This window comes from Rhodopirellula sp. SH410 (assembly GCF_055811895.1).
This window is the reverse complement of record NZ_CM147949.1, coordinates 6,714,504-6,727,530: the sequence shown is the minus strand read 5'-3', so window position 1 is coordinate 6,727,530 and position 13,027 is coordinate 6,714,504. Positions and strand designations below refer to the sequence as shown.

General features: G+C 55.8%; 9 protein-coding genes and 1 tRNA gene. 8 read left to right on the top strand and 2 right to left on the bottom strand.

All coding sequences use genetic code 11. From position 1 onward, the window contains the following. Nucleotides 1-28 precede the first annotated feature (28 nt). The 6 genes from SH410x_RS24545 to SH410x_RS24520 all read left to right on the top strand — a co-directional run bounded on the left by SH410x_RS24545 (nucleotide 29) and on the right by SH410x_RS24520 (nucleotide 6,432). Nucleotides 29-331 (top strand): hypothetical protein, encoded by a 303-nt coding sequence (locus SH410x_RS24545; protein WP_473671643.1) that lies wholly within the window; start codon nucleotides 29-31, stop codon nucleotides 329-331. A gap of 263 nt (nucleotides 332-594) precedes the next feature. After that, nucleotides 595-1,506: an SCO family protein gene (locus SH410x_RS24540; RefSeq protein WP_473677392.1), complete on the top strand. Its 912-nt coding sequence runs from the start codon at nucleotides 595-597 to the stop codon at nucleotides 1,504-1,506. 84 nt (nucleotides 1,507-1,590) lie between these two features. Continuing rightward, entirely contained in the window at nucleotides 1,591-2,772 is a 1,182-nt protein-coding gene (locus tag SH410x_RS24535) for a cytochrome c oxidase subunit II (protein ID WP_473671641.1), read from the top strand. A 138-nt stretch (nucleotides 2,773-2,910) separates the two neighbouring features. Continuing rightward, on the top strand, nucleotides 2,911-4,632 hold the full coding sequence (locus SH410x_RS24530; protein WP_473671639.1) for a cytochrome c oxidase subunit I: 1,722 nt from the start codon (nucleotides 2,911-2,913) through the stop codon (nucleotides 4,630-4,632). Between the two features lie 111 nt (nucleotides 4,633-4,743). Further along, entirely contained in the window at nucleotides 4,744-5,976 is a 1,233-nt protein-coding gene (locus SH410x_RS24525) for a cytochrome c oxidase subunit 3 (protein WP_473671637.1), read from the top strand. Between the two features lie 93 nt (nucleotides 5,977-6,069). Further along, a complete protein-coding gene (locus SH410x_RS24520) occupies nucleotides 6,070-6,432 on the top strand; it encodes a cytochrome C oxidase subunit IV family protein (RefSeq protein WP_473671635.1) in 363 nt (120 codons plus the stop codon). Nucleotides 6,433-6,606: 174 nt separating this feature from the next. Here the strand turns inward: SH410x_RS24520 and lysS are convergent, their stop codons facing one another. Then, complete coding sequence (gene lysS / locus SH410x_RS24515; protein WP_473671633.1) at nucleotides 6,607-8,187, bottom strand: lysine--tRNA ligase; 1,581 nt, start codon at nucleotides 8,185-8,187, stop codon at nucleotides 6,607-6,609. Between the two features lie 151 nt (nucleotides 8,188-8,338). Here lysS and SH410x_RS24510 point away from each other — a divergent pair. Both SH410x_RS24510 and SH410x_RS24505 read left to right on the top strand, forming a co-directional pair. After that, a tRNA-Arg gene (locus tag SH410x_RS24510) sits at nucleotides 8,339-8,412 on the top strand. Between the two features lie 127 nt (nucleotides 8,413-8,539). Then, nucleotides 8,540-8,941: a hypothetical protein gene (locus tag SH410x_RS24505; protein ID WP_473671631.1), complete on the top strand. Its 402-nt coding sequence runs from the start codon at nucleotides 8,540-8,542 to the stop codon at nucleotides 8,939-8,941. A gap of 1,202 nt (nucleotides 8,942-10,143) precedes the next feature. Here SH410x_RS24505 and SH410x_RS24500 read toward each other — a convergent pair. Continuing rightward, nucleotides 10,144-12,957 carry a DEAD/DEAH box helicase gene (locus SH410x_RS24500; RefSeq protein ID WP_473671629.1) on the bottom strand — a complete coding sequence of 938 codons (2,814 nt, stop codon included), beginning with the start codon at nucleotides 12,955-12,957 and terminating at the stop codon, nucleotides 10,144-10,146. Nucleotides 12,958-13,027 lie beyond the last annotated feature (70 nt).

Sequence of the window (13,027 nt, the reverse complement as noted above, 5' to 3'; positions counted from 1 at the left end):
ACTCTTTTCCCTTCAATCTTAATCTCCTATGGCTGCCTACGACGACATCAACGGCAATCGACTTGCGACGATCAGTGTGATCTCGATTGTGGTCACTGCGGTTACCGTACTGGCGGTGCAAGTCATCTATTTCGCGATGGCTGGCATGGTCGATTCCGAGAAGATCAGCAAATCGGCTTATACCCGTTCCAATCATGCGTTGGAGCTGCAGTCGAAGGAACTGACCCAATACGGCGTCAATCCTGAGAACGGAAATATCATGATCCCCGTTGACGAAATGATAAAAAAAATGGTCGCTGAGGCCAAAAATGCGCATAATGAAACTACCTAGCTGATCGCCTCCGGCGATGCTCTGTCAGGCGATAGAGTCCGGCGTTCGACTGATTTCCATCTCAATCATCTGTACTGATGTCCATTCAAAACCACACTCGATTATCAATCTCCGCAGGCTTTCGGCCGGCGACGATGGTTGCCGCTACCGCAGCAACGTTGGATTGTCGAGCGCGGGTGCGGTTCGTTCGACAGAGTGGTGTCGTGCATCGTCGAGCGGCGGCACGGAGGGGCTACGACGGGTTCTGCTTCATGTTCCTCGCGATGCTGGCGGCCTTGGCGCTGAGCAGTTCGCCGGGGTTTGCACAGCCTCCTCCGGGGATCATGCAGGACGGCGATGCCAACGTGGTTCTCAACGATGCGGTTCCGCGAGAGGCTCGGGATGTTGCCGTTAAGCAGAATCTGGGTGATTCGGTCAGTAAAGATCTGCCGTTGATTAACTCCGATGGCGAGAACGTCACACTGGGTGATTATCTCGACGGTAAGTTACCGCTGATTCTGACGCTCAACTACAGCAACTGCCCGATGCTGTGCAACGTCCAGCTTAACCAGCTTGCCCAGTCGCTTGAGAAAGGTGGCTTGAAGATCGGAGAGGATTTCCGTTGCATCAGCATTAGCATTGATCCAACCGAGACGGATGAGCGTCTGATAGAGACGAAGGCTCGCTACGTCGAGCAGCTTCCTTCGCACCCTGAGGCCGAAACAGGTTGGGCATTTTGTCGCACAACGCAAAAAGTGATCGATCAATTAGCGACAGAAGTTGGATTTTCGTATAATTATAACGAGGCGACGAAAGAGTACGCTCACCCGGCCATGCTTGCGTTCCTGACGCCCGATGGCGTGATCACGCGGTACTCGCTCGGCGTGGCGTTTCCGCCTGATCAAATGGAGCTGGCACTGGTCGAAGCCGGCCAAGGCAAGATTGGTAGTTTTATCGACCAATTCGTCTTGCTGTGTTACTCGTACGATCCTGATGCGAACAGTTACGTCCCTCAAGCATGGAAGATCATGCGTTTGGGTGGCGCCGCGACGCTGCTACTACTTGTGCTGGCCCTGGTGCCATATTGGCTCGGCCGCAAAGGCAACGCAGCGGCTCGGCAGCAGTCTGCAAACGAATTGACTCCCGCAGCCGATGGCGCGGCACCGCTCAAACCGACCCAATGGTTTGGTGGCTAAGACGACGACGATGGGCTTTCCGGCCTCAGATACTGACACATTACCTTCACCGATACCTTTGACAGCCAATTTGGTTGGATGACTATGATCCCGGCACTTACCAACTTAACGATTGCGATGCCGTTGCTTGCGGACCTCCACAAGAGCTTTTGGTTTCCAGAGCAAGCTTCGTCGTTCGCCGCTGGCGTGGACTGGGTTTACGACATGATCCTGTACGTCTGTCTCGCTTTCTTCATTCCGATGATGGCGGTGACTGCGTACTCAATGTACAAGTACACCAAGAAGAACGGTGAAAAGGCGGAGAGTCAAATCACGCACAACACACCGCTCGAATTAGCGTGGTCGATCGGACCCTCATTCGTCCTCGTGTGGATGTTCATTCAGGGTTCGATCTCGTACCTGGACATGCGGACTCCCCCCGAAGGCTCGTATGATATTGGCGTGCAGTCTCAGAAATGGAACTTCACCATGGATTATGGTGGGGGGACGTTTCACAACGAATTGCACGTGGTCAAGGATGAGCCGACGAAGCTATCGATGCGCAGTACCGATGTGATTCACGCACTCTTCATCCCGGCCTTCCGGATTAAGAAAGACATCGTGCCGGGCCGTTATAACTACGTTTGGTTCAAGGCGGTTGTCGCCAGTGAAAAGGTATCCGACGAAGATCTCGCCAAGGCTAAGAAACAGAGCGAAGGCAGTGGTGTCTGGGATTACGATAAATACCAGTTCACGCCCGAAGGCTATCGTTTCTTTGACCTGTACTGCGCGGAATATTGCGGCAAAGACCACTCTGAAATGCAAACCGCAGTGGTTGTCCACGAGACCCAAGAAGAACTCGACGCGTGGATCAAAGCGAACAGTTCCCGCGGTGAGATCGCGATGGTCGAATGGGGACAAACGCTTTTCAACCGTCGCGGTTGCGTCGGCTGTCACTCACTCGACGGTACCAAAGATGGGTACACCGGCCCCTCATTCAAAGATGTTTATGGTTTCAGTCACGCGATGACCTCCGGTGAAGAAGTGCTCGCTGATGACAATTACATCCGCGAATCCATCCTCGATCCGAAGGCTCAAGTGGTCGCGGGTTATTCGCCTGTGATGCCTACCTTTAAGGGGCAGCTCAGCGACGACGATATCGCCTCGATCATCGAATTCCTGAAGACGCTCAGTGCCAACGGTGAAGCGGCGAAGAGTCCCGCGGCAGAAGACGGCGAAGCCACCAGCACGGATGCGAAGACCCCTGAAACAGAACCCGCTTCCTGAGTTCACGAAGCTCGACGAAAACAAGACTTGCTGATATGGATCATGTCTGGTCTCTCTGCGGAGAGGACTGCCAGCACGTTCCACTGCCACCCCCCACATATATTAAGTTCGATCGTTCCTATGAAGGACAACCCTGCCATGTCCACCGCCGTGACCATTCGAGACCCCGGTTACCCGACCGATCGCGAAAATTACCTAACAAATTCCTCCGGAATTTTGAGCTGGATCTTCACGCTCGATCACAAGCGGATCGGGATGATGTATTTGGTGGGCGTGGTGAGCTCGTTTTTCATCGGCGGCTGTTTGGCTCTCGCGATCCGACTGCATTTGCTCCGCCCCGATGGGATGCTCTTCACGGGCCCAGAAGGCAACAATATCTATAACCAAGTGTTCACCCTGCACGGGGCGATCATGGTGTTCTTGTTCATCATTCCCAGTATCCCGGCGGCGTTGGGGAACTTCCTCGTCCCGGTGATGCTCGGTGCCAAGGATGTGGCATTCCCACGCCTGAACCTGAGCAGTTTTTACCTGTGGTGCGGCGGGGCGGTTTTCTTTGTATGTGCTCTCCTGAGCAGTGGCTTGGATACGGGTTGGACGTTCTACACACCCTATAGTACGACCTCCGACTCGTCCGTGATTCTGGCGACGCTCGGTGCGTTCATCCTCGGTTTTAGCTCGATCTTCACGGGATTGAACTTCATCGTGACAATTAACACGATGCGGCCACCGGGCATGACTTGGTTCAAGATGCCACTGTTCTTGTGGGCGACCTATGCGACGAGCATTATCCAGGTCTTGGCAACGCCCGTGCTCGGTATCACGCTATTGTTGCTGATCGCCGAACGGACCATGCACATCGGAATTTTTGATCCCGAGTACAACGGTGACCCGGTCACCTACCAGCACTTTTTCTGGTTCTACAGCCACCCGGCCGTTTACATCATGATTCTGCCAGCGTTCGGCATTGTCAGTGAACTGATCAGTGTGCATAGCCACAAACATATTTTCGGGTATCGCTTTATCGCGTACTCTTCGATCGCCATCGCTCTGTTGGGCTTCCTCGTGTGGGGCCACCACCTGTTCACCTCAGGCATGAGCTCGCTGACGACGATCGTCTTCTCCGCTTTGACTTTCACGGTTTCGATTCCGTCGGCGATCAAGGTGTTTAATTGGATCGCGACGATGTACAAAGGATCGATCAGTATGACGACTCCGATGTGCTATGCGATTTCGTTTATCTTCCTGTTCACGATCGGTGGATTGACCGGACTGTTTTTGGGAACGTTGGCGACGGACTTGCACCTGCATGATACGTATTTCGTGGTGGCTCACTTCCACTACGTGATGGTCGGTGGCACGTTGATCGCGTTCCTGGGTGGTCTGTTCCATTGGTGGCCAAAATTTGTCGGTAAGATGTACAACGACAGTCAGGGGCAGATCGCTTCGCTGTTGGTCTTCCTCGGTTTCAATGGTACTTTCCTGCCGCAGTTTCTGCTGGGCAGTCGCGGCATGCCACGCCGTTACGCGACCTACGATCCGGAATTCGCGTTCCTGCATCAGTTGAGCACCTACGGTGCGTTGCTACTTGGCTGCGGTCTACTCTACGCGTTCGTCGTGTTGATGATTTCGCTGGCCAAGGGCAAACGGGCGCCTGCCAACCCTTGGGGCGGCGTGACCTTGGAGTGGACCTGCACCAGCCCACCGCCCTACTACAACTTTGAACGTCCACCAGTGGTCGGTGACCCCTACGATTTCCACGATGTGGTTTGGGATGCTGAGGGCGACAGATACGTTATCACGGAACCTCAACGCAAATTGGCTCCCGATCAGAAGCCGAGCGAACAACCCGCTCATCACTAAGAAGTTCGGACAGATTCCCGGGCGACCACGCTGTGGTCGCCACCTTTTTCCTCGACACATCCACCGCGGTCGCCCAGGCTGGGCGGTTACCTAGCGAACGGTTTTCGGCACATGGCAACCACTGACACACTCTCTCCTGAATCAGAAGCACACGACGACCACGGTCACGACCATGATCATCCCGCTTGGCTAGCCCACCACTTCGACACGCCCGAGCAGCAGTTCGACAGTGGTAAGTTAGGCATTTGGTTGTTTCTGACGACTGAAATCCTGTTCTTCAGCGGGATGTTCTGTGCTTACGCGATGTTTCGCATGCTCCGCCCCGAGATTTTTGAGGGTTCGAGCCATTTTCTCAATACGAAGCTCGGTGCGATCAACACGGGCGTGCTGTTGTTCAGTTCGCTGACAATGGCTTGGGCGGTTCGCTGCTCACAGACCGAAGAACACAAGAAACTCGTGGTGATGCTGGCCAGCACGCTGTGCTGTGCGATGGTCTTCCTTGGTGTCAAAACGATCGAGTATTCCCACAAATGGGCGATGGGACTGCTCTTTCCGGGAGCGTACTTCTACGACGAATCCAATCCGCATCCGACCGTTGACCAAATTGTGTCTCAGCACGGATTCACCGAGAACACCGCGTACTTCCTCACCCATAGCGTGTACTTTCTGTGTGCTCCCTTCATGTTGCTGTTGATCGGCGTTGTGATCTGGGCGATCGTGGCCAAGTTGAAGAACAATGAGTTTCAGTTTGCATGTGCCAAACCTTTGGTGGTTGTCTGCTTGAGCTTCTTCGGCGGCGTGGGGCTGGGCACGATTCTTACCAATGCTGAGGAGCACGCTGGTGACGAGCATGTGGCAGCGGTTCACGCAGGTGATCAGCACGGCCATGCCGAGGACGGGGGCGTGGACATTGCTGCGACCTACACCGAACCGATGACCTTTGATGCCAGCAGTGATGACGCCGCCGTCGAACTGCTCGCCGAGAGTGACCTCAATACGGGTGCCAAAGCAATGCTCGTGGCGAAAGAGCAACAAGCGTTGCTTGCCTCCGGAAAAGTGGTGCCACCCGATGCCGATGTCGATATGGGCATTCATCGCATTGAGCGGAGCGTCGAAACGAAACGCCAAGCCGGGGTGTTCTTCGGAATCTATTACTGCATGACCGGTGTTCACGCGATCCACATTCTCGCGGGTATCGGCGTGTTGGTTTGGTTGCTCGTCCGAGCGATTCGGCAAGACTTTAACCGGCAATACTTCGGTCCCGTTGATTTCGTCGGTCTGTATTGGCACTTGGTTGACTTGATTTGGATCTACCTGTTCCCGCTGTTGTACCTGATCCGCTGAGAACGCGACGGTTCTTCTGAGCCTACCCAGGCTTCGCTCAGGCTGTGAAGCCTGACTGACCACTCATCCTTCACCTTTCTAGATACCAATCCCATGGCTGCTCACGGACACTCTGACGACGGTACTGATTTCGCGCACCCCTTGCCCGTTTGGGTTTTGCTAACGGTGTTTTTCGCGCTGGTAATTTTAACGTTCATTACCGTCGCGCAGGCGAACCTCGACCTCGGCAGCTTTGACATCGCAATCGTCATGGGGATCGCGACGATCAAGGCGGCTCTCGTCGGTGCGTTCTTCATGCACTTAGCGTTCGACAAGCCCTTCAATATCATGGTGTTCTTGTCTTCGTTCGTCTTCGTGGGGCTGTTCGTGATCATCACGCTCAGCGACAGCCATATGACATCGCCTTCGTTTGAGCCCATCTACGATCAACCCGCCACCGGCGAGTTGGAACGCTAGAGAACCGGCGGGAAGCGATCTGCGGAGGCGGTGGCTGGCTGCCCGCCGCCATTTTCGAATGCAGAGGTATCCGCGTAGCTTGGGACCATTGTCCCGAGCGATTAAAGCATGGACCTTTTGATGCGAAAGCCACTCGGACGGGACAATGGTCCCGTCCGAGCTTTGCAAAATGCTTCACTCAGGTCGTAGGATCGGGAACAGAATCACGTCCCGGATCGACTTGCTGTTGGTGAGCACCATGACGAGTCGGTCGATGCCGATGCCCAGTCCGCCGGCAGGCGGCATCGCGTAGCGGAGGGCGCGGACGAAATCGTGGTCCATCTTGGCCATCGAATCCTCATCGTCGAGTCCCGCCAGTTGAGTTTTGAAGAGCTCCTCCTGCAGATCGGGGTCGTTCAGTTCTGTGTAGGCGTTGGCCAGCTCCATACCGCAAATGAACATCTCAAAACGTTCAGCAATTTCAGGGTTATCGCGTTTGCGTTTGGTCAAGGGGCAGATGCTCGCGGGGTAGTCGATGACGAAAATAGGGCCCTGCAGGGAGTCTTCAACCTTCTCTTCGAAAATTTCATTGCGAACGACGTCTGGATGTTTGCCAGCGGTTTCAATCTTCAGGCGACCTGCCAGTTCCATCACTGCGGGTTCGTCGACAGGATTCACGCCGGTCGCTTTCTCGAATAGCTCTGCGTAGGTCGCTCGTTGAAATGGAGGTGTGAAGTCGATTTTTTGGCCATTGAATTCACGCTCGTAACCACCGCCAATTTTGTCGATCGCGTCGCAGACAAGCCGCTCGGTCAGCTCCATCATCGACTCGTAATCCCCGTAGGCTTGGTAGATTTCGATCATGGTGAACTCCGGATTGTGACGCGGCGACAACCCTTCATTGCGATAAACCCGCCCCATTTCGTAGACCCGTTCCATCCCACCGACCATCAGTCGCTTGAGATGCAGTTCGAGGGCAATTCGCATCGTCAGGCCCATGTCGAGGGCGTTGTGATGCGTTTCGAATGGACGGGCGGCAGCACCACCGGGAATCGTATGCAGCGTCGGCCCTTCGACTTCGCAAAAGCCACGCTCATCGAGTGTCGATCGCACACTCTTGATGATTTTGGTGCGGTCTAGAAAGGTTTGCATCACACCGTCGTTGAACGCGAGATCCGCATAACGCATCCGCTGCCGCAGGTCCGCGTTGGTCATGCCCGCATGCTTTTCAGGCGGCACTTCGAGCATCTTTGTGAGTAGAAAGATTTCTTCGGCGAACACCGTCAGCTCACCGGTATTGGTCCGCCCCAAGCGGCCTTCGACCCCAATCAGGTCGCCCAAGTCCAGGAGTTTCGCGAGATCGAAGTTTTCGTCACCGACTTGTTTTTTGCCGATGAAGATTTGAATGTCACCCGTCCAGTCACGCAGATTGATGAAGATCAGTTTTCCGGTCGGTCGAGACAGCATGATGCGACCGGCGACGCGGACCTTGGGCCCGGCTTCTTCGCCGGGGCCATGGTCGGTCTTCCACTGGCGATAGTCCACCTCGGGACTTTCAACGTCCGGTAGCTCCAGAGATTCACCCGTTGCCTTGGCAAAGCGAATCTCACCGATTCGGTCGCGGCATTCCTTGACGAACTGCCGATCGTCGAATCGCTGGCCGTAGGGATCGATGCCCCGCCGAATGATCTCCTCGAGTTTATGTCGCCGCGCCGCATGCGGGTCGGTCAAATCGGAAGCAAGGCTTTCGGATGTCTGGGGGGTTGGATTAGCCACAGCGGATCGGATGGTTCTGAAAGTGAAGTGGGAACGTGAAGAGTCAAGCGTCCCTGATTGTGGATTTTGGCGTCTGGCAACGCAAGCGGAGGCAAAACTCGCCCCTAGCGGAAACCTCGCGTTTACGTCACACTCACCCATCTCGTCAGCCGCGCCCGTGGCACAACTGGATAGCGCGTCGGCCTCCGAAGCCGAAGGTTGTGGGTTCGAATCCCGCCGGGCGTACTGTTTGTAAACCGAGTCAAACGCACGACTTAGCGTACCTGCCCCATCAAAGGCAGTGTGATCGGAAAGGTTGTCGAAAGTGGTAGTACTACCACTTTCGGCCACAGCCTCTTCCCGGAGATACGTCGTGCCCCGAAAATCAGTGCCCTCTTACCGCCTGCACAAGGCTTCCGGTCAAGCTCGTTCAATCGTGAATGGCAAGCACATCTATCTTGGCAAGTATAACTCGCCAGAAAGCCGTCAACGCTACGCTCGCTTGCTGGCGGAGATGTCGCAGGCTGGCGAGCCGGATGACCCCCGACCGACCGCCAATCCGGGAAAGCACGGCTCGCTACTGGTTTGCGAGGTCCTGGTGAAGTACCTGGAGTTCGCCGAAGACTATTACGCCCAGGACGGAGACACGGGCAAGGAATTCGTCGCCATGGTATCCGCCGTGGCACCGGTCAATGGAGCGAAAAAGGTGACGTGGAGCGAAAAAGGTGACGGGGGGAGTTTTCGTGAATCCAGGCATTTGGAACGGGCTTTTTAGACACTCATTGTTGCGCCAGTCGATGCCCCGGTTGAAGCGTTCGGAGGAAGCGGGGGTCATTTGTTATGCACTGAATTGTGGGGATGATCGCAAGGAAAGTTTCAAGAAGCCGGAGGACTGCGATGCCTTCATTCGCATCCTCGGCGAAGGATTGCAGAGGTATGCTGTGGAGGTGTTCTCAATCTGTTGAATTCCCAATTACTGGCATCTCGTGCGCGCGCCGCAGGGAAGACGGGCAAATGGTGCGTTTGCTGCGGTGGGGCTCAACGACTCACACGCTACGTTATCATGGGCACTACCAGCGTCACAGATTCGAGCGAAAAAAGGTGACGGGGGGAGTTTTCGTGAATCCAGGCATTTGGAACGGGCTTTTTAGACACTCATTGTTGCGCCAGTCGATGCCCCGGTTGAAGCGTTCGGAGGAAGCGGGGGTCATTTGTTATGCACTGAATTGTGGGGATGATCGCAAGGGAAAGTTTCAAGAAGCCGGAGGACTACGATGCCTTCATTCGCATCCTCGGCGAAGGATTGCAGAAGTATGCTGTGGAGGTGTTCTCAATCCGTTGAATTCCCAATTACTGGCATCTCGTGCGCGCGCCGCAGGGAAGACGGGCAAATGGTGCGTTTGCTGCGGTGGGGCTCAACGACTCACACGCTACGTTATCATGGGCACTACCAGCGTCACAGATTCGGGCACCTTAGCCCGCCGCTGCTGAAGGGCTTCCCGGTGCAGAGCGACGAGCATTTCCATGTGGTCTGCTGCTGTGTCGAACGTAACCTTCTGCGGGCGTGTTTAATCGATCATGCTGAGGACTGGCCCCATGGATCGCTCTGGCGTTGGTGCATGCGTGCTGCGGTAGCTCCGAAGATCCTCTCGCCCATGGCGGGTTCCTCACTTGCGAGATTGGGGCAAGCGGGTCAATGCATCGTTCTCAGGAAAAGAGCATCGACGCGATGCGCACCTCCGTCAATCACGGTCGCCCCTTGGGTGACGAGGCCTGGGCGGACGAAATCGCGGAACGGCACGGTCCATGGCATAGGTTGAGTTGGAGCGGACGTCCTCGACAGACGCCATCGCAGCAGCGATGAACAAACGATCGCGAATATTCCCCCCGTCACCTTTTTCGCCTCCCGTCACCTTTTTCGCCTCCGCCTCGCATCGCCTCATCGCCTCGCGATTGAGTGTCGGCGCAAAACCCTGGTCAACCCAATAGCCTCGCGAGCGTCGTGGCCAGGTCTCTCAGTGCATCGTCGCTCGGCAAGCTGATTTTCAGTTGCGGTCGGCCTTGTTCATCCCGCTCGATCGATTCGCTCAATTTGCTCGTCAACGCGTCCACTTTCTCTTTGTCAGGTTCCACCGCCGTGTTGCCGACCAGGCCACCGGCCAAGGACAGTGCTGCCGACAACAATTGGCCGCCGGCTTGGGCGACTTGCTCACGTCGTTTTTCGCCTGCCAACCGCTCCGCTTCGGCTTCGACGCGGCGCTGCTGACTCTCGTCAACCGGCGCGGCCAGTTTTGGTGGCAAGATGACTTCCAAACGCCGCTTCAAATCCTCCATACCGCTCTGCATCGCGACTTCATTGACGTCGCTTTCAATATTAATCGATGCGTCCGCCAACTCCTGCTTCGCCGCCAGCGTCGTTAACAAGCCTTCTTCGATGGTCGGGTACAACGCGTTGGTGGTCACAAACTTGTAGATGTGAACGGGTTGTTTCTGACCCATGCGGTATGCCCGTGCGATGCGTTGCTCGAGCACTGCAGGGTTCCAGGGCAAGTCAACGTTCACGACCGTGTTGGCCGACTGCAGATTCAAGCCTGTCGACCCCGCGTTGGTCATGCAGATCACACGGCACTCCGGATCGTTCTGGAACCGCGACACGATCTCGGCGCGTTTTTTCTGCGGCACGTTGCCGTCCAGTCGCACGTATTCGCACCCCATGTCGTCCAAGCGTGATTCGATCCGGCTGAGCATTCGCCGCCACTCGCTGAACAACACGATCTTGCGAGTTGGATCGGCGACCAGTTCCGTCATCACTTCGGTGATGCGTTCCAATTTACTGCTGTACTCCGCCGCATCTTGATCGCACAGATACGTGCTGTCGCAAGCCATTCGGGCAAGCAACAAACACTTCTGCATCCGCAGTCGGTCCATTTCGGTCATGAATTTCTTGGCAGCGATCTGCGCCACCGTGCGAACCGCATTGTCGTGAATTTCAAGTTGCTCGGCGGTGGCTTCGCAGCGAATGACTTGGTCCGTCCGCTCGGGTAACTGTCGAGCGACCTCTGTGCGTGTCCGCCGCAGCAGGATCGGAGCCATCGTTTCCCGCAGTGCGTCCAGGTTGCGATATGCAAGCGTCTTGCCGCGTTCGTCAACGACGTGGTGATTATGGAAAAAACGGTAGGCAGGACCCAGCAACTCATCATCGACGAACCTCGCGACGGTGAACAACTCGCCGAGCCGATTTTCCAAGGGCGTCCCCGAGAGGACCAGACGGAACGGGCTCTCTAGTTGCCGGATCACATTGCTGGTCTTGGATTCGTAATTCTTGATCCGCTGGCCTTCGTCCAAAATGATCAAGTCCCACGGGACGTTTTCGATCGCGGATAGATCTCTCAGTACCTGTTCGTAATTGCAGATCGTAAAGAACGCATCGCTTTGGTATTGCTCGATCCGTTCTTCTCCTTTGCCAAGCACGATCTGCGTCGAGCGTCCAGAGAATTTTGCGATCTCGGCCCGCCACTGGGCCTTCAGCGACGCGGGGCAGACGATCAGTACGCGGCGGATCTCGGCCAAGCGAGCTAACAGTTCCGCTGTTCCGATGCCCTGGATTGTCTTGCCCAATCCCATGTCATCGGCCAGGATCGCGCGGCCGGCACCGGCCGAAAACGCGATCCCATCGAGTTGGTATGGTAGCAATTCAGCGTCGAGCAGCTCGGTCCGTAGCGGATGGGTTTCGACATTTTGACGAATTTCTTCACACTGCTGCTGCAATCGATGCTGCGTCAATCGTCGCTGCAGGAACGCTTCGGCATCGGGGAAGATCGTGACGTCATAACCGGCCGTTTCCAGAGCTTGCACCCGAGTCATGATGTCCGCGGCGTCGCCGGAGGGAGATTGGGCGAACTCACCGATGAGTTCGCTCATCTTTTCATCGCCCCCCGCCTTGGTCGATTCGTCCGGTAAAAAGAACTGCAGCCCCGTCGTACGGTCGCCTTCGAAATCGCCGTAGCGAAGTCCCAATGACAATCGTTTGCGACGATAGGGCGATCGCAATTTTGCCGCCGAGAATCGCTTCTGGATCTTCGCTCGGACGTGAATCACGTGCTTGCAGGTGCCCAGCCGGTTGGTGCGAAAATCGGGACAGGTGCAGAACGAATCGTCTCCGTCGCGGCTACGCACCGCCACGCGGTACGTCCGTCCGCTGCCCGAGCTGGTGACGACGTAATCTGTCCACGGTTTGTCGGAGTTGACCGATCGCACAGTCATCTTCTCATCGGTCGCTCGCTTCTCTCGGTCAGCGAGCATGCGGTGCCGCAGTTCTGCAGGGGTTAAGTGTTCCAGCGGCACGTCTTCATCGGGCGGCATCGCCAGCCCGAGTACGCTCTTGGCGTCGAGCAAGTATTCCATCGCCGCACCCAGATGCTCGCACGGCGCGTCACAATAATCACAATTCAAGGCGAGTTGTTTTTTGCGATCTGACGACAGCGTGAACGATGCAATTGCCACGCCGGTATCGACCTCGGCATCCTCGACGCGGACACGAAACAGATCACCGCCCAAGAACACATCTCGATCAGACTGGATCTCGAACGCCCGTCCGCCCCGCTGGATCAGGCTTGCTCCTTCCTCACCGAGCAGCTTGCAGGCTTGCGAATAGGTCAGGGTGCCGAGACGTTGGTGAAAGCGATTGACTTTCGGTTTGCTTTTAGTCGACTTCCCGTTTGCGGTAGGAGTATCTTTTGGCTTTTCTGTGGTGCCCGCGGATGTCGTTTTCCGTTTCGTTCTCGTCGCCATGATCAGTCTCCCGTAAATTCCATGCCAAGTGCTCTACCGAGAATCCGATTAGATCGGTTTGCAGGACGCC